Genomic DNA, 17971 nt, shown 5'->3' with positions numbered 1-17971 from the left:
ACACCGAGCCGGCAGCTTGGCGGTCTCCTCACCGGGCGCGCGGAACGTCCGCACGGCCGCACGCATCCCATGGGAGGAAGTCACGATGGTTCGTGTACGACGAGGTCTGGCGGTGGCACTGGCGGCCGGTGCGGTCCTGGTGGGCGGCGCGTCGGCGGCGTCCGCCGACGCCGGCGCGCAGGGCGTGGCGGCGTACTCGCCGGGCGTGGGCTCGGGCAACCTCATCCAGGTGCCCATCCACATCCCGGTCAACGCCTGCGGCAACACCGTCAGGGTCATCGGCCTGCTCAACCCCGCCTTCGGCAACACCTGCGTCAACGACTGACCGGACGCCGGGAGAAGAGCCCCGGTCCACCGCCGACAAGACGGGTCGGTGACCTGCCCCGGCTACGGCGTGCGAGGCGACCCTGAGGACGCCTTGCACTGACCGTGAACTGGGCGGGTCGGCTGCGGGTGGCTGCCGGCACAGCCACCCGCAGTACCCCCGTCCTTTGCCGGGCCTACCAGGTGAGGACGGCGATGACCTGCTTGTCGCTGTCCAAGGAGATGACCCGCAGCCGGTTGGCGGCGGGGTTGAAGTCCACGCCGAACGCGCTGCCGACCAAGACCGTCACCGTCACCCATACCGGAGGCGTCCTGGACCTCGGCCTCGTGCTCCCCACCGCCACCCATCTCGCCGGCGAAACCGTCCTGGCCCGGCTCGGCACCGCAAGAGGACTCATCGTCACGGCCATCGGCCTGTGGCTTCTGACCGGAGCCCCCGTGACAAGCCCGACCACGGCCAGACCATCACGGGCATGAGCACGGGCACAGGCACAGGCACAGGCACAGGGCAGTCGCCCGGCCCGGCCCCGACCTCCACCATCGGGATGCGTGGGGTGTGCGGGTCCTGAAGGATCCTGAGCCATGCCGGAACATCGCCCCCCGCCCATGACCCCCGACGGCCGTTATGTCGTGATCAATGGCCGTCGGTGGCGTGCCACCGATCCGTCACTGCCCCCGGAGGTCGCCGCCGTTCTGCGCCGGCACCTTATGTCGGCGCGGCGCGCCGTCCGTTCGGCCCTGTCCGCAGGTGACCCGGCCGCCGAGCGGGCGGCGCGGGCTCGGGTGAACACGGCGAAGACCGCACTGGGCGAGCGCGGCACTCCTTGGTGGGAGCAGGACGAGGACGAACGGCGAAGGCGCTGGGAAGAAGGTCTCACGCAGCTCGACGCGCAACCGTAGCGGCCCTGACTGGGGAGGCCGAAAGGGCCGTTGACACGGCCCGAGGGTGATCACGGGCGCACTCGACGCACTCGTTGTGCAACCGTTCCCCCGGCCAGGCCACCTCGGCTCCTCCCCTCATGTTGTCCGGCGCCACGCTGACATTCGGTGTCGGAGTCTGACTCAGGCAATTCAAGCGACCCGGCCTACGAGATGCGCGCCGCCCTCGAAACGCCGCGACGCGCGTCACCAGTGCGGATGGCGGCACTTACGTGACCCGGATGTCGCACTGTCATCGGCGTTTCGCGCCTACCTTTTCTGACACTCTGTAATTTGACGTGCAATTTGTCGGTTTAACACCGATATGACGCAAGGGGTGGCAGTGAGAGCGGTGAAGCGGAGCCGGACGTCGAGGGCCGCCACGGGAGCCATGGCGGCAGCGCTGTTGCTGCTGACGGGGTGCGACGTACCGGGCCTCTATCGTCCCGCCCGTCCCGCCACGGGAGGGCCGTTCACCTTCTATGTGAGCCCGGACGGCGACGACGGGAACGACGGGATGTCTCCTCAGAGGCCATGGCGGACCCTCGACCACGTGAACAGCGTGCGGCTGCGGCCCGGTGACCGGGTTCGGCTGAAAGGCGGCGCACGGTTTCGCGGGAGCCTGACCCTCGAGAAGGGCGAGGCCGGCAGTGCGAGTGAGCCCGTGGTCATTGAGTCGTACGGGACCGGCCGTGCCACCATCGCGCCGCGGCGCACGTCGGCGATCACGGTGCGGAACACCGCGGGAGTGGACATCCGGAACCTGTCGCTGGTAGGCGATGCCAAGGCCCTTCAAGAAGGGGTCGGTGTCGCCTTTCGGAACAGTTTGCCCAACCACCGGCGGCTCGGTCACGTCAGGATCTCGAAGGTAGAGGCCAGGGGATTCCAGAACGGCATCAGCGTGGGCGCGGACCGGGATGATGCGGCGGGTTTCAGCGACGTACGGATCACCGACGTCTCGGTGCATCACAACCTCGAAGCCGGGCTCACCTTCTACGGGCCCGTGTTCGACGCCGACCGCCCGGCCTACGCGAACGAAGGGCTCCGGATCGAGCGAGTGAGGGCATACGCCAACGCCGGCGACCCCCACAGCGTCGACCGCAACACCGGCAGCGGCATCGCCCTCGGCAGCGTGCGGGATGCCAGGGTGGCGCGTTCGCTCGCCTATGGCAATGGCGCGAGGTCCGCCGCCACCGCGGACGAGGGGCCTGAAGGGGTCTGGGTGTACGACTCCACCCGCGTCGTGCTGGAGCACAACACGTCCTACCGCAACCGCACGGGTTCCCGTGTCGACGGCGGCGGCTTCGGCCTGGACAACAACGTGTCGGACTCGGTCATGCAGTACAACCTCGCGCACGGCAATGACGGGGCCGGCTTTCTCGTCTACTCCGGGCAGCCGACCGGCGCCCACAAGAACAACACCGTCCGTTTCAACATGAGCTGGGACGACGCCCGCAAGCTGCCCGATTACGGCGGCATCGTCGCCTACGGCACCCGCATGAGCGACTTGGACATCCATCACAACACGGTGGTGATGCGGACCGTCGGCCTGGCCTCCGCACAAGCCGTCGGAGTCAGGCCGCCGGCGCTCCGGCTGCGTGACGGCATGCGTGACGTACGCGTCCACAACAACATCTTCGCCACCGACGGCGGCCCCCTGGTCGAGGCCCAGTCCCCCTACAGCCCCTCCCATCTGAGGCTTCAGGGCAACGATTACTACAGCAGCGGCCGTTGGGACCTGGGCTGGGGGCCCCAGCGCCACGCCACGCTGGCCGACTGGCGTACCGCGTCGCTCCAGGAAATCCTCAACGGGAAGCCCATCGGCTCCGACGAAAATCCCTGCCTGCCAGGCCTGATCGCACCCGTCCCCGAGGGGGCCGACGCCATGAACCTGGTGCCCCGCTGCGCGAGCGCAGCGCCCCTGGGCCTGGAAGCCGGGACCTTCGGAGTCGCGCCGGGGCTCGTCGACTACTTCGGCAACCGGCTCGGACAGACCTTGGTGGTCGGGGCCGCCCGGCCGGTGATCGCCAGCCCGTCGCCCGACTCCGGCGCAGCCGGCGCCGAGGACCTGAACCTCCTGTCGGACCCGACGCCCGCGGCGCCCGGCGACGCAGAGGACGCCGAAGACGCCGACGGCAGTCAGTTCGTCGACCCGGGTGCGGACGAGAAGCCCCTGTCGCGACACTGACCCTCCGCAAACACCCGAAGACGAGGAGGAAGGGCCGCGACGGGTCGCCCGTCGCGGCCCTTCACCGCTGTCAGGGCCATGGGGCAGCCTGGGCTGCCTGAGTCCGGACGGCAGACGCCGAGCGGGCGGAGCCGTTCAGGAGGATCACGGACCTTCACGGCCCGCGTATGGCTCTGCCCCGGCCCCGCGGTGGAGTTCGCGGTGCCAGGGCAGTGAGGGGTTGCCTCGGCCGGGCCTATGCGCGGGCTGCCGTGTGGTCGACGGGGGCCGGCGCGGTGGCTGGGGAGACGATCGTGGTCCGCAGCGGTTCGTGCGGGCGGTCGGCGTCCGGGTGTTCTGACGGGGCCGGGCGGCCCAGGGCCTTGACCGTCCAGCCGGCGGCTCGCCACTGGGCGTGGGCGAGCGTGTTGCGGCCGTCGATGAGGACCGGTGCGCGAACGACGCGGGCGAGCTTGACCGGGTCCAGCCCGCCGTACTGACTCCACTCGGTGAGGTGCAGGACCAGCTCGGCGCCTTGGCAGGCGCTCAGCAGGTCTGCGCTGTAGCTCAGCTCCGGGTGGGCGAGTTGTGCGTTGGCCGTGCCCTCCGGGTCGTGGACGCGGACGTCGGCGCCCTCGTGGCGCAGCGCCGAAGCGACGGCCAGGGCGGGGGAGTCGCGCACGTCGTCGCTGTTCGGCTTGAACGTGGCACCCAGCACCGTCACTCGGCGTCCGGTCAGGTCTCCGCCGGCCAGTCGGCGGGCGAGCGCGACGGTTCGTGTCCGCTGGCGTTGGTTGATCTCGTCGACCTGGTGGAGGAACGCCACCGCTGCCCCGGCGCCCAGTTCCTGGGCCCGGGCGGTGAAGGCCCGGATGTCCTTGGGCAGGCAGCCGCCGCCGAAGCCGATACCGGCGTTCAAGAACCGGCGGCCGATCCGGTTGTCGTGGCCCAGCGCGTCGGCGAGGGTGGCGACATCCGCATCCGCCGCGTCGCAGACCTCGGCCATCGCGTTGATGAAGGAGATCTTGGTGGCGAGGAAGGCGTTCGCCGCGACCTTCACCAGCTCCGCCGTGTTCGGGTCGGTGCTGATGTATGGCACGCCCGCCGCGAGCATGGGGGCGTACACCCGGCGCAGTGTGTCGTCGGCGGTGCGGCTGGTGGTGCCGACGACGAGCCGGTCCGGGTGCAGGGTGTCCTCGACGGCGAAGCCCTCGCGCAGGAACTCCGGGTTCCACGCCATCTCGGCTCGTACGGTGTTCGGTGCGAGGCTCGCGATGCGGGTGGTGAGCTGGGCTGTGGTGCCCACCGGGACCGTGGACTTGCCGACGACCAGGCAGGACGCGGGCAGGTGTGGTGCGAGGCCGTCGACTACGGCCTGCACGTAACTCAGGTCCGCCGCGTGGGAGCCGGCCTTCTGCGGGGTGCCGACGCAGATGAAGTGGACCTCGCCGTGCGCCGCCGCCTCACGCAGGCTGGTGGTGAAGCGCAGCCGGCCGGAGGTGAGGGCGCGGCTCAGGATGTCGTCGAGCCCCGGCTCGTAGAACGGGGGCCGGCAGTCGGCGAGAGCGTTGATCTTTTCGGTGTCGACGTCGACACCTAGGACGTCGTGCCCGATGTCGGCCATGCACGCGGCGTGCACAGCTCCGAGGTATCCCGTACCGATGACGGTCAACCGCATGCGGCGTACTCCTGTCTGGGTGGAAGGGGGGAAGAGACGCCGAACGCGTCAGGGGGCATAGCCGTTCGGGTTGTGCTGCTGGAAGTGCCAGGCGTCGCGGCACATCGCCGCCACGTCGCGCCGGGCCGTCCAGCCCCAGGCTGCCGCGACCTTCGCGGGATCGGCCACCAGCTCCGCCACGTCGCCCTGACGGCGGGGCGCGATGCGGTGCGGGAGGGGCAGGCCGCACGCCTCCTCGAAGGCCCGCACGAGTTCCAGGACGGACGAGCCGTGCCCGGTGCCGAGGTTGAAGACCTGCAGCCCCGGCTCGTCGTCGAGGTGGTCGAGGGCGGCCACATGACCCTCGGCGACGTCCATGACATGGATGTAGTCCCGCACTCCCGTACCGTCCGGCGTCGGGTAGTCGTCGCCGAAGACGCTGAGCTCCTTGCGGCGGCCCACGGCGATCTGGGCGAGGAACGGCATGATGTTGTTCGGCACGCCGCTGGGGTCCTCGCCCAGCAGCCCGCTGGGGTGCGCCCCGGCCGGGTTGAAGTACCGCAGCGCGAGCACCCGCAGCTCGGGTACGTGGCGGCACAGGTCCGCGAGGATCTGCTCGCAGGTCCACTTGGTGGAGGCGTACGGGTTGGTGGGCGCGGCCGGGGAGGTCTCGGTGAGCGGGACGACCGTGGCGTTGCCGTAGATCGAACAGGACGAGGAGAAGACCAGCCGATGCACCCCGTGGTCGTGCATCGCCGAGGCGAGCGCGGTGGTGCCGCCGACGTTGATGTCGTAGTACGTCAGCGGGATGCGCACCGACTCGCCGACGGCCTTCTTCGCGGCGAAATGGATCACCGAATCGATGGCGTGGCCCGTGAACACGGCATCCAGCGCCCGCCGATCGCGGACGTCGGCGGTGTGGACGGCAGCGATCGGCCGGCCCGCGATCTTCGCGACGCGTTCCAGGGCTTCTGGGGAGCCGTTGGAATGGTCGTCGAGGACGACCACCTCGTGACCGGAGCGCAGGAGTTCGACGCAGGTGTGGCTGCCGATGAAGCCGGCACCGCCGGTGACCAGGACGGTTTCGGGCATGGGGACCTCGTCTCTCGAGCGCATGCGGTGGGCCGTCACCAGGAGTAGAAGCCGGTGAGGTACAGGGGGAAGACGGCGACGGCAAGCGTCAGAGGGAGCAGGCAGAACACGCCGGCCGTCAGAGGGATCACAGCGGTACGCAGCGCGCGAAACGCGGGGACGCCGGTCGCGCGCGCGGTCTCCTTGACGTGCAGTACGCCGATGACGAGCGTGACGGCGGCATAGGAGGCTGCGCCCAGGAGGCACAGGAAGACGTAGCCGACGGCCGGTCCCGTGAACTGTCCCACGAGGGCCGAGCCCGACAGAAGCAGAGTGATCACCAGGTACGGTGCGACGGCGCGCAGCGGGAGCCGCTCCAGGCCGTCGCGCTTCTTCGGCGTGACCTTGAAGGTGATCTGGCGGGGCCGCAGCTTCTGTACGACCGCCGCCAGTACACCCCAGGCGACGTAGGGCCAGCGCGACAGACCGAAGAGCCAGATCTCCCAGCTGAAGAGCGGGACGTTGTTGGGCCGCAGCAGGCCGCGGCGCCGGCACAGCAGCGTCAGCGGCAGCAGCCAGAGCGACATGCTCCAGAAGTGTGCGAGGAACTCCAGGTAGTTGACATTGATCCACGGTGCACCGGTGATCGCGGCGATGGGCGGCAGCAGGATGCCCGTGACGGTGGCGACGGCGAGCAGGGGGTAGTACAGCAGGGCCACACCGAAGCGGATCTTCAGCTTCACGGGCATGCGTGCCAGATGGCGCGGCAGCATCCCCAGGAGCATCACGGTGAGGCTGCGCGACCACTGGAACTCCTGTGTGACCATCGCGCCGAAGGTGATCGGGCCCTCGCCGTGCGCCTCCGCATCGATCGCGAACGCACCTTGCCAGCCGGCCGAGGTGAGCAGGAACGTGGTGGAGAAGTCCTCGGCCAGTTCCGGGCCGAGACCGCCGATGTCTTTCAGGGCACGGGTGCGGACGGCGTAGTGCGAGCCGATGCACACCGGGGCGAGGCCGGCGGAGTGGCCGAGCTGCACGGGGCCGTGGAAGAGGGCCTCGCGCTGGAGGCGGCCGCGGGCCGCCCAGGACTGTTCGGCGTTGGAGTCGCAGACGCTGGGTGCGGCGACATAGCCGATGGACGGGTCGGCGAACGGGCGGATGACCTCGGCCAGGTAGCGCGGGCCGGGCACGTGATCGCAGTCGAGCTGGGCGACGACGTCGTAGTGCTCGTAGCCCCAGTGGTCGTAGAAGAAGGCGAGGTTGCCCTCCTTGCAGCGGGTGCGCCGCGGCCACTGGGCCCGGTGGTAGTCGCCGCGGCCGTAGCGGCAGGAGACGCCGACGCCCTGTGTCCGGCACCAGGTGAGGATCTCGTCGCTGGGGTCCTCGTCGCACAGCCACACGTCATAGGCGTACGGGAACTCCTGGTCGAGCATCGCCTCCAGGGTGGCGCGAGCGATGTCCCAGCTCTCGGACGGGGCGCGGGTGACCACGAACGCGGTGTGCAGGGCGGGCACTTTGATGGCCGGGGCGAGACGCCGCATTCGGTTCAGCGCGACGAGAAAGTGCACCGGCAGGTAGGTCAGGTAGAGCAGCAGAGCGCTGTTGATGAGCAGGCCGAGCCAGCCGATGCGGTGGGACGGCTCGAACCACCATGCCCAGAACCAGACCAGGCAGGCCGCCCAGCCGAGACTGAGGACTGCGACCAGGAAGCGGTCCCAGTGCGAGAAGGCCCGTACGAAGCTGGAGGGGAGCGGCGTGAGCCCGCGTGCGGGCCGTGTGAGGACCGGCCCGTCCGGGCCGATGGACGTCACCGCGCCGTTCGACAGGGCCCTGATCTCCCTGCCCAGCGCTTGCCATTCCTGCGGGGAGCCGGGGGTGGGGGCGGCGAGCGGGAGACCAGTGACGGTGCCGGCCCCGCCGGGGGGACCTTGCTCCAACGACGTCATGACAGCGCGTTCTCCAGGCGGTTGGACAGTGGTCCGCGAGGTGCGGTTGCAGGAACAGGGGGCGAGGGCTGCCGCGGCAGGCGGATCAGCCGGTCGTCGCGGACGGCCCGGGGGCGGCGGCGACCCCGCGGGCTACGGTGGCCGGGCAGGGGATCGTCGAGGCGGCCAGGGCGGCCGGATGTGTGACGGCGGCCAACGGCACGGTCTCGTCCTGGCCGCCTCGGATCGCCGCGGCCGACGCGCGCAGCCGGTCCGGGCGGGCGGCGAAGTACGCGACGGTCCGACGCAGACCCTCGCTGATGTCGACCTCCGGCTCCCAGCCCAGGACTTCACGGGCCCGGGTGATCACGGGGCGTCGGCGGACCGGGTCGTCGACCGGTAGCGGGTGGTACTTCACCTCGGACGCGGAACCGGTCATCGCGAGCACCAGATCGGCGAGCTCGGCGACGGTGCGCTCGACCGGATTGCCGAGATTGAACGGGCCCAGCTCGCAGGAGTCGAGCAGGGCGAGCAGACCGCGGACCAGATCGTCGACGTAACAGAAACTGCGGGTCTGCTTACCGTCGCCGTAGATCGTGAGCGGCTCACCGGTCAGCGCCTGGGTGATGAAGCTGGACACCACCCGGCCGTCGTGCGGCCGCATCCGCGGACCATAGGTGTTGAAGATCCGGGCGATGCCGACGTCCACATCGTGAATACGGCGATACGCGGCCGACACCGCTTCGGCATAGCGTTTTGCCTCGTCATAGACGCTGCGCGGGCCGATCGTGTTGACGTTTCCCCAGTACGTCTCCTCCTGGGGGTGGACCAGGGGGTCTCCGTAGATCTCGCTGGTCGACGCGAGAATGAAACGGGCGTCGTGGCGCAGAGCCAGCCGCAAGGCGTTCTCGGTGCCGCGGCTGCCGACCGCCAGGGTCTCCAGCGGCTGCCGCAGGTAGTCGGGCGGGGACGCGGGAGACGCCAGGTGAGCGACCGCGTCGACCCGGCCGGCGACCTCCACGGCCTCGCTCACATCAGCGAGCTGGAACTCGAAGCCCGGCTCGCTGAGAAGGTGGACGATGTTCTCGGGAGAGCCCGTCGAGTAGTTGTCCAGGCACACCACCGAATCGCCGCGACGCAGGAGCGCCTCGCACAGGTGGGACCCGAGAAAGCCACCGCCACCGGTCACGGCAACGCGCATCTGTTTCTCCAGGAATCGGAACCGGAAGTGCCTTGCACCCCGCTGCACGGACGACCTGAAAGAACATCACCGGACGAACCGAGAAGCGGAGCGATCTCTCACACAACGCAGGGACGAGAATATGGACATAAATTGCTATTTACGTGAAGGCGAATCGGGCGCTGGGCCGTTCGGCAGACACTGCACGTGGGGCACACGCAGCCCGACTCTCCCGTTGCATGGGGCTCTTCCTTCGAACGGCTCGGCCGAGCGGCATCACACGCACGTGTGAGATGGCGGCGGGCGCGCTTCTAGCCGGGCCGGCGGGCGTGCCGGTGCGTGGGGTGGACGGGCCTGTGGTTGCGTGCGGCCGGCTCATGGGGTGGTCGTGCCGGGGGCGCTGAGGGCCATGGCCGCGGCGAGGGGTTCGCGAGACGGCGGGCGGGCTTCGGGCGCATCCGCGATGGCCGGGCATCACGGGCATGCGTGCGGGTCCTCGCAACCAGCAGCAACCGCCCCTTTTCCGCCAGCGGCTGACTTCAGCGCGACGTCGCGAGCGGCGCGTCGCATGGGGGGTGTCGATCGGACGGGACGATCGAGCGGGAGAATCAGGCCATGGTCATGGCAAGGCGCTTGTATGCCTCTTCTCCCGTGGTGGACGGTCTGCCGTTGCTGGCAGAGCCGGAGTTCTGGGCGGCCCACCTGGTGGAGATGTATGAAGGCTCGCAGGTGGAGTCCTTCGGCGTTGATCCGGCGGACGTCGAGGGCATGCTGGAACGCCTGAGTGACAAGGTCGCCTGGCCTGTGTTCCGGATCCCGCTCGTGGGCGGGCACAGCATCGTTGTGCACTACAACAGCGGTGAGGAGTACACCTGCGTCGACTACTTCATCGTCCACCCGGACTGGCGGACGAAGGAGCTGGTCCTGGCCAGCACGGACGGGGATCGGATCGGCCCGGGCCTGTGCTGGGCGGAACTCGCCGCACTCCTGCAGGCCCCGGAAGGCGAGGACGGAGTCACCGACCCGCACGCCCGGCTGCTGCTCCTGCTCCCTGTCCTGGGCGACACGAACATCCCGGCTGAAGCCGTCACCCTGGTGCAGCAGGCACTGTCCGCTCAGGGCGCCCTCGACGACGAGGCACTGGCCCGCTGCCTTCTGCAGGGGCACCCCATGTGGGGAGCGGCGACGTGGTCGTTCGACGAGGATGAGCGCGCCTGGATCTGCGCGGGCGAACACAGCCCGCGCAAGGAGGCACTGGGTGATCACCTTCCGGACGGGCAGCGCAGGGCGCTGGATGCCTGCCTCACACCGCTAGGCGGCTGATCCGGTCAGGCGGCGCCGGCTGGCGGTGACATGCTCCACCGTTCGAAGTGCCGGGTGGGCGGGGCGAGGAACATGGGGATAGTGGTGTCCCGCCTGGGTACTGGGTGCGGGTGGCCGCGAAGAGTGCGGATGGTCGGGGTCTGTGACGCATGGGAGTAGCGAGTTGGGGTTCGTCGGGTCGGGTTTCGCTCTCATGTCCCGCTGCAGCGCCCGAGTGGTGGCGGGCCGCTACCGGCTGGACGAATTGATCGGTTCCGGCGGTGCCGCGGATGTCCATCGGGGCTTCGACCTGCGACTGCGCCGCCCGGTTGCTGTGAAGGTCTTCCGGCCCGGGACCGGCTTCGACACCGAGGAGAACTTGCGCGGTGAAGCGGTGATCCTGGCCCGGCTGGAGCATCCGGGAGTGGTCAGCGCCTTCGACGCCGGGCACGACGGCGACGGCTACCTCGTCATGCAGCTGGTCGACGGCCCCACTTTGAAGGCCCGCATCGCCGAAGGGCCCCTGCCGTGGCAGACGGTGGCGGTGCTGGGCGCCCGACTGGCCGACGCGCTGGCTCACGCGCACGGGGAGGGGATCGTCCACCGGGATGTGAAGCCGTCGAACATCCTCCTGGACGCCTCCGGCCGTCCCCATCTGACCGACTTCGGCATCTCGCGGCTGCTGGACGGCACCACCCGCACCGCCACCGGCACCCTCACCGGCACGGCTGCCTACCTGGCCCCCGAACAGGTCCTCGGCAGGCCCGTCGGCCGACCCGCTGACGTCTATGCCCTCGGCCTGGTCCTTCTGGAATGCCTGACCGGCCGGCTCGAGTACGACGGCGGACCGCTGGAGGCCGCCATCGCGCGACTGCACCGCGGGCCCGGCATCCCCGACGGCATCCCTGACGGCTTCGCGGCCCTGCTGCGGCAGATGACCGACCTGGACGAGCACGCGCGGCCCCCGGCCGGCGACTGCGCCCGGACGCTGAACCTTCTGGCAGCGAGCCACATCCCAGGGACGGAGGCCATCCCTACCGCGTCACGGCCGACAGGGGTGCGTGCGCCGGTAACGGCGGGCGGCACAGGCCGCGCCCTGTCACCAGAGGCCCCGCCGTCCGACACTTCGACGACCGCTTTCAAGGAACCGGCGGCTGCCGCGTCCGCGCGCCACCGAGTGCGCATGGCGAGGGCGGCCGTGGCCGTCGCTACGATCGCCGTCCTCGCCGTCACCGAGGGCACCGCCCGTCACACCACGGGGGGTGACCAGGCCGCCCCAGCCACCCCGGTGACGCCACAGACGCAGGTCGAGGACACCCCCTCTGAGACGGGGTCCTTGCCCGCCGATGAGCAGCCGGTTCCCGCCCGCAAGCTCCCTGCCGCCGCGCCGGGACAGGGCGCTACCGGCACCGCCAGGCAACCGGCCGCCGGGCGGGCGCAGGCCCAGCGCCATCCCACGCCTGCGCACACACCCGCTGCCGCCCCGGGGACGACGAAGACCGCCGACGCACCGCGAGGCCACGCGAAGCGTCAGGGTGGCAGCGAGTCGGGCAAGCGAGGTTCGGCTCAAAAGGTTGAGCAGGGTAAGCGCCGCTGACAGGGCGTCTTGGGCAGGCGCTACGCCCCCCCTGCACCGGTGTGATCATGAGACGCGAGGGATGGGGGCCTGCCCGCGCAGGGGGAGAACCACGCGTTCTTGAGGTCGCGTACTGCTCGGCGAGCGTGTCCTGCACGTCCGCCAACGGGCCTGGTGCCGGCGTCCTGCCAGGCGACCGCTCATGGGGATGGTCATCGACCACAACCATGGCTTCGTGCATGGCCAGCATGGTTTCATAGTCGCGCGCCAGGCGACGCGAGCGCATTACCCAGCTCAGCGTCCTCTCCATCAGCCATCTATGCCGCAGCGCCACGAACTCTGCTGTGCCGTCGATGCGTTGACGATCTGATGGGTCGGCCAGCCGGGGCTTCTCGCGGGCCCAGTCGATGATCCGGCGGGTTACAGTCCCGACGAGGCGACATGGAGATCGGCCCGCTTCGGACCGCCCGCTCGCGGGTACCTATCGAGGGGACGCTCGTCACGCAGGCCCGCACGTTGCGAGTTACCTACCGTTACCTACCGCGTAGGCCTGTTCAGATACGGATCACGATCTTTCCTCGGGTGCGTCCGCGCTCGGCGTGCGCGTGGGCGTCGGCGATCCGCTCCAGGGGGTAGGCCTGTTCGATACGGGGTGTGTAGCGGCCTTGCCCGCCCAGTTCCGCCGCTGCGGACAAGAGAGTTGAATCGTTCTCCGCGTTGACCACGTGCGTGCCCAGGCGCTGCCCGCCCGCGTGGTCGGCGACCGTCGCGACGCGCTTCGGATCACCTGTGATCGCGACGAGGTCGTCGAGGGAGCCGGAGGCCGCGGTGTCGAGCGCTATGTCGACGCCGTTCGGAGCGAGGGCGTTGAGGCGCTGTGCGAGGCCGGGGCCGTAGGTGGTGGGAACGGCGCCGAGAGAGGTGAGGAACTCGTGGTTGCGTTCACTGGCTGTCCCGATCACAGTGGCGCCTTGCGCTACCGCGATCTCGACCGCCGCGCTGCCTACGCCTCCGGCGGCTCCCTCGATGAGAAGGGTGCGCCCCGCGAGGGGGCCGAGCGCGTCGAGCCCACGCATCGCGGTCACGGACGCGAGACCGGCACCAGCGGCCTGCTCGTCGTTCCACGTGGCGGGGGTGTGCGCCCAGGCCGAGAGGATGAACAACTCCGCGGTCGCCCCGGTGACACCGCCCAGTCCGAAGACCCGGTCGCCGATGCTCACCCCCCGCACCCCGTCGCCGATCTCGTCGACCACACCGGCGCCGTCGCGCCCGGGAATGGCGGGCAACTCCAGGGGAATCAGCTGGCGCAGGGCGCCTGCGCGCAGCTTCCAGTCGATGGGATTGACACTGGCCGCCGCGACGCGGACGCGGATCTCGCCGGGTCCGGGGTGGGGGGCGGGGGCCTGTTCGATCACCAGGCTCTCCGCTCCGCCGTATTCGTGGAACCGGGCTGCGCGCATGATGGTCTGCCTCACTTTGACGGGCCGGAATGACGTGTTCATCCGACGCTCGGCACCCTAGAACCTGACGTTGACGTGAGGTGCAAGCCCAAACTGCCGCCCGGCCGGAAGAGGGCAGGCGCGGATGGGTGAGGTTGCCGAGCGGCGGGGGTGAGCGTGGGGGCCTGCGCCACCGCGAGGGATCACGCGGCCCGTTAGGGTCGACACCCATATGCCCTCGGGCGACTCCGTGATCCCGGCACGACGCGAGGACTGCCGTGCGTACGTGAACCACGTGAACGCCCTCGGGTCCGCCACCAGGTCATGATCAATCTCGGCGCCGGCAACGGTTCGATCGGCCCCCGGCGATGCCCCCCGGAGCCGGAACCGGTATTGCTAACCTAAACCTCACGTCAACGTAAGGTACGAGCGGGAAGGGAGTGGCCTGCGCCATGCGCATCGGACAACTCGCCAGGCGGTCAGGGGTCAGCGTGCGGGCCCTGCGCTACTACGAGGAACAGCGGCTCCTGGAATCGACGCGGACGCCCGGTGGGCAGCGTGACTATCCCGACGAAGCCCTGGAGCGGGTCCAGCTCATCCAGGACCTCTTCGCGGCCGGCCTCTCCAGCCGTACCGTTGTCGAACTCCTGCCATGCGTGAGCACCGGCGTCGCGACCCCCGCCATGCTCGACCAGCTCATCGTCGAACGCGATCGCATCGCCGCACGCATCCAGGACCTGACCCGGGCCAAGACCAAACTCGGCCGCGTGATCGAGAATGTGACCGCGGCGAACGTGGCACAGGACTGATCAACCCGCTGCGAGGGGTGGGGCCCCGACCTATCCGGCATCTACCGGGCGACATCGCGCGTGAACAGGTGTCCCCACCCGGTCGGGTCCGTGAGCGCCCCAGCCACGGCAGGCCCGTGGCGAGGAGGTGGCGTCCTCGCCATCACCCCGAAAAGGCCGCTGGCAGGGGTGGCGGACCGCTGCCGGTGAATGACTACGGCATCCACTGCCTCGGCCTGCTGGCCGCGATCCCGCCTGCCACGGCCCACCGCCTGCTGGGCGGGCACGCGGGCCGGATCGCCGCCGGCCGCGCCCCCGGCCTCGATCCCCGCCCGTCATCTCCCGCGCCCTGCCCGCCTTAACCGCCGTCCGCCGTAGTTTCGACCGGCACATCCTGGACGGCGCCGCCGTCCGCGCGGCCCTGTTCGACCTCGTTGTCCGGCTCAGCACCCTGCTGCGCGGCCGCCATCAGGTGGCCCGCGCGGTGATCCTGCCCCTGACCTTCGCCGGAGGCAGTCGCTGGAGGAAGATCTGCCGCATCGGGGAGACGCGCGTACGACGACGAACTGCGCCTGCTCGCCTACCAGCTGATGGACGCCTCCGGCCTCCAGTGCGGCCGCCTGACCGGCCTCGCCCCCAAAGCCGAGGACCTCATCAGTGCCGACCAGGCCGCCGAGCAGATCAGCCACGCTGCCGCCCGCGAGAACCGCCTGATCGCCGAAGACGCCATCGACCGTATCCGCGCGAAGTTCGGCCCCCGCAGTATCGGCCGGCCACCATCTACCGCCGCGCCTCATGACCGGCCCACGCACGGGAGTTGAACGGTGATCCTCCACCCGCCCGGCCTGGGCGCCGATGCGGCACAGCAACTGCCGCACTGGCCCTTCCTCCAGAACGGTCGACGCAGCCCTCACCCGCCGGGGCGTCCCGTCCGGAAAGAGCCGTGCCGACCGCAGCCACCCCCAATTCAAAGCCTTGTTGTATCTCGTCCTCACCTGGGACATCAGCTGCACCGCGAGCAGATGCGGCCTGCGCAGTTGTAGACGCTCCGACAGCCACCGGGCCGACGAACACCGACTCCCGCGCTGCTCTGCGCCGCTGGTGCGGCCACCGGTCGTATCCGCTCCGGACAGCCGCAGCAGGTCGGGTCGATGAGACAGTGGTGTTGGCAGAGGAGACGATGGAGGCGCGGCGCCGGGTGTTGGGCGATGAGCATTCCGACACCGTGCGCACGGCAGTGCTGTCCCTGTTCGCAAGCTGATGGGCGGGGCCGACGTCCCCCTCTACGATGGCGGCCTGGCCGCCGCATGGAGCGGCGGAACCGACGCTGGCCCGTCGCGAGGCCGGCTAGGAAGACGGTGACTCATGGCGTACGACAGGGAGCTCGCAGATCGCATTCGTGAAGCCCTTGCAGGAGTGACGCAGGTGCGCGAGGTGCGCATGTTCGGCGGGCTCAGCTTCATGGTCAACGGCAAGATCGCCGCTACCGCGAACGCCGGCGGTCAGCTCATGGTCCGCTGTGATCCCGACAGAACCGAGGCCCTGCTCAAGCGCGAAGGTGCCAGCTGGCCGGAGATGCGTGGCCGCAAGATGAGTAAGGGCTGGATCGTTGTCGACGATGGCGGCACTGCATCGGACGAGGCCTTCAACTTCTGGTTGAACGAAGCGCTGGATTACAACACGAAGGTAAGCACCGACGGCTGACATGGCCCTGCTTGACCTTTGCCGCCGCAGACGCGGGACGCTGGCTCGGCCCGGCGGCGTCCCAGTCGTGGTCGTCGATGACGTGCTGGACGCGCTCGCGCCCTTGCCCGCACCGTGCTGGCGTTCACGGCGCTGGAGCAGCCGCTGGTGATCATGGAGTCGCGATCCTCTGTGACTACTCGGGAGACCGCGCCCGCGCTGCCCTCATGGCTGACCGAACCGCTCTCGATCCACTCATCCTCAGTCGCACGCGCAAGAGCAGCCTCCCACTCACTCCGCAGAAGGTGGAACCTCGGTAGCGGACCCCACTTCAGGGCGGGAAGGCTCGGGCACTCGCCCCGACCACCCGGAGTGTCGGCTCAACAGGCGGAGTTCGCCGGTACGGACGATTTCTTCTGCCTCGGCGGAGACGCGCTCATCATGCCGAGGATCCAGCGAGAAATTCTCTCCGAGCTCGGCATCGAGGCTCACGGCAAGCGCTGTATCCGACTGAGTGTCAGTTCCGACTGAGTACTCGTTCCCGCGAATGGACCGTGTCGCCGAGGGTATTGACCGGCTCGGCGAGGTACGCGAAGCGCTGCGCATGAGCGCATGAGCGCGAAAGCCGGGGAGTGAATCAATGGGTGAATGGTTGCGCCGCCATCCGGTAGAGGGGCCTGTGGTCAGCCGCCTGGTCTGCCTGCCGCACGCGGGCGGGACCGCCGGGTCCTACGCCGGCTGGGCCGGCCGGCTGCCTGCCGGGGTGGAACTCGTCGCGGTGCAGTACCCGGGCCGACAGGACCGGCTGGCCGAGGAACCCATCGGGGTCATGGCGGAGATGGCCGACCAACTCGCGCAGGCACTACGTCCGTTGATGGACCTTCCCATGGCACTCTTCGGGCACAGCATGGGTGCCGGCCTGTCCTACGAGCTGGCCGGCCTGCTGGAGCGCGCGGACGGCTTCGTGATGGACCACGTCTTCGTCTCCGCGCGGCCCGCCCCGCACCGGATCCACGGGGAGCACCGGCACCGGTTGGGCGACGAGGAGCTGATCGCGGCGATGCGGCGGCTGGGTGGGCCGGACGTCGTGGTGTACGACCACCCGGAGCTGCTGCCCGTCATCCTTCCGCCGCTGCGGGCGGACCTGGCCCTGCTGGACCGCTACCGGCCGGAGCGCCTGACACCGCTTCGGGCGCCCGTGACGGCGTTTGGCGGTGAGGCCGACGAGACGTGTCCGGTCGCCGAACTGGCGTCCTGGGCCGAGGTCACGACGGCCGGCGCCCGGGTCCGGACGTTCCCAGGGGGACACCATTACCTACGGGAGTGCGAGGACGAGGTACTCAGAGCCGTGTGCGCGGACGTGGCGCCGACCCCCTGATGTGACGCGAAGGGGCGCCGGACGCCCAGCGGGTCTCTCGGTGTCCAGCGCCATGCCGCGAGTTCACCAGAGACCGCGTTCTCGTTGAGGGCGACTAGCGGGCGACTAGTGGGCGACTTGAGGGCAACTTGAGGGCGACTTGGGTTCGTAACCGAGGTGGCGGAGGAGGAGGGCTCCGGTGACGGACGCGCGCCCGTCGAGGAGGTCGACGACGAGCCGTCCTCGGCTATGACGACCCGGTCGGGGTCGACATCGGTCCGGATGGCGGGTCGCCCGTTGGGCCCGCAGTTGGCGCCATTCGCCGTGCAGGGGATGACGAGTTGGCGCCATCAGCCGTGCAGGGGCATGGCGTTGCGGGGTGCCGTGCTGGCGGGGGAGTAGCGCCCCTGGTACGCGTGGTCTCCACTCGTCTCCAGCGCGGTGACAGCCTCTTCGTAGTCCCCCCGGGCACAGGTGGCCCCCGTAGTCGGCATGCGTGGCCCGGGCTCCGGCCAGCCAGTCGGCGATCAGTTCACTCCACTTCCCTGCCGACGGCCCGTCGTTCATCTGGTGACGCCGGCTCA

At 69.9% G+C, this 17971-nt stretch carries 14 protein-coding genes; 9 read left to right on the top strand and 5 right to left on the bottom strand.

Going from position 1 to position 17971, the window contains the following annotated elements; genetic code table 11:
- Positions 1 to 85 precede the first annotated feature (85 nt).
- From ACZ56U_RS23685 to ACZ56U_RS23675, 3 genes are all read left to right on the top strand, one after another.
- Positions 86 to 325: a chaplin gene (locus ACZ56U_RS23685; RefSeq protein ID WP_469085981.1), complete on the top strand. Its 240-nt coding sequence runs from the start codon at positions 86 to 88 to the stop codon at positions 323 to 325.
- 581 nt (positions 326 to 906) lie between these two features.
- Positions 907 to 1224: a hypothetical protein gene (locus tag ACZ56U_RS23680; protein ID WP_469085980.1), complete on the top strand. Its 318-nt coding sequence runs from the start codon at positions 907 to 909 to the stop codon at positions 1222 to 1224.
- A gap of 409 nt (positions 1225 to 1633) precedes the next feature.
- The gene (locus tag ACZ56U_RS23675; protein WP_469085979.1) at positions 1634 to 3430 is read left to right on the top strand and encodes a right-handed parallel beta-helix repeat-containing protein; all 1797 of its coding nucleotides are present in this window, start codon (positions 1634 to 1636) and stop codon (positions 3428 to 3430) included.
- Between the two features lie 235 nt (positions 3431 to 3665).
- On the opposite strand, the gene ACZ56U_RS23670 is transcribed toward ACZ56U_RS23675, so the two are convergent.
- From ACZ56U_RS23670 to ACZ56U_RS23655, 4 genes are all read right to left on the bottom strand, one after another.
- The gene (locus ACZ56U_RS23670) at positions 3666 to 5087 is read right to left on the bottom strand and encodes a UDP-glucose dehydrogenase family protein (protein WP_469085978.1); all 1422 of its coding nucleotides are present in this window, start codon (positions 5085 to 5087) and stop codon (positions 3666 to 3668) included.
- A 48-nt stretch (positions 5088 to 5135) separates the two neighbouring features.
- The gene (galE, locus tag ACZ56U_RS23665; protein WP_469085977.1) at positions 5136 to 6158 is read right to left on the bottom strand and encodes a UDP-glucose 4-epimerase GalE; all 1023 of its coding nucleotides are present in this window, start codon (positions 6156 to 6158) and stop codon (positions 5136 to 5138) included.
- A gap of 35 nt (positions 6159 to 6193) precedes the next feature.
- Positions 6194 to 8083 (bottom strand): glycosyltransferase family 2 protein, encoded by a 1890-nt coding sequence (locus tag ACZ56U_RS23660; RefSeq protein WP_469085976.1) that lies wholly within the window; start codon positions 8081 to 8083, stop codon positions 6194 to 6196.
- Positions 8084 to 8168: 85 nt separating this feature from the next.
- A complete protein-coding gene (locus ACZ56U_RS23655) occupies positions 8169 to 9263 on the bottom strand; it encodes a UDP-glucuronic acid decarboxylase family protein (RefSeq protein WP_469085975.1) in 1095 nt (364 codons plus the stop codon).
- Between the two features lie 600 nt (positions 9264 to 9863).
- On the opposite strand from ACZ56U_RS23655, the gene ACZ56U_RS23650 reads away from it, so the two are divergent.
- Both ACZ56U_RS23650 and ACZ56U_RS23645 read left to right on the top strand, forming a co-directional pair.
- Entirely contained in the window at positions 9864 to 10565 is a 702-nt protein-coding gene (locus ACZ56U_RS23650) for a hypothetical protein (RefSeq protein ID WP_469085974.1), read from the top strand.
- A 193-nt stretch (positions 10566 to 10758) separates the two neighbouring features.
- Complete coding sequence (locus ACZ56U_RS23645; RefSeq protein WP_469085973.1) at positions 10759 to 12141, top strand: serine/threonine-protein kinase; 1383 nt, start codon at positions 10759 to 10761, stop codon at positions 12139 to 12141.
- 533 nt (positions 12142 to 12674) lie between these two features.
- Here the strand turns inward: ACZ56U_RS23645 and ACZ56U_RS23640 are convergent.
- The gene (locus tag ACZ56U_RS23640; RefSeq protein ID WP_469085972.1) at positions 12675 to 13580 is read right to left on the bottom strand and encodes an NADP-dependent oxidoreductase; all 906 of its coding nucleotides are present in this window, start codon (positions 13578 to 13580) and stop codon (positions 12675 to 12677) included.
- Positions 13581 to 14011: 431 nt separating this feature from the next.
- Between ACZ56U_RS23640 and ACZ56U_RS23635 the strand changes: the two genes are divergently transcribed.
- The 4 genes from ACZ56U_RS23635 to ACZ56U_RS23620 all read left to right on the top strand — a co-directional run bounded on the left by ACZ56U_RS23635 (position 14012) and on the right by ACZ56U_RS23620 (position 17408).
- A complete protein-coding gene (locus ACZ56U_RS23635; RefSeq protein ID WP_469085971.1) occupies positions 14012 to 14368 on the top strand; it encodes a MerR family transcriptional regulator in 357 nt (118 codons plus the stop codon).
- A gap of 569 nt (positions 14369 to 14937) precedes the next feature.
- Complete coding sequence (locus tag ACZ56U_RS23630) at positions 14938 to 15168, top strand: hypothetical protein (protein ID WP_469085970.1); 231 nt, start codon at positions 14938 to 14940, stop codon at positions 15166 to 15168.
- Between the two features lie 544 nt (positions 15169 to 15712).
- Complete coding sequence (locus ACZ56U_RS23625) at positions 15713 to 16051, top strand: TfoX/Sxy family protein (protein ID WP_469085969.1); 339 nt, start codon at positions 15713 to 15715, stop codon at positions 16049 to 16051.
- A 619-nt stretch (positions 16052 to 16670) separates the two neighbouring features.
- Positions 16671 to 17408 (top strand): thioesterase II family protein, encoded by a 738-nt coding sequence (locus tag ACZ56U_RS23620; protein ID WP_469085968.1) that lies wholly within the window; start codon positions 16671 to 16673, stop codon positions 17406 to 17408.
- The last annotated feature ends 563 nt before the right edge of the window (positions 17409 to 17971 follow it).

It is taken from the genome of Streptomyces sp. NPDC034103 (genome assembly GCF_055575395.1).
The sequence above is the reverse complement of the archived record's forward strand: the minus strand, read 5'-3'. Positions and strand labels throughout refer to the sequence as shown.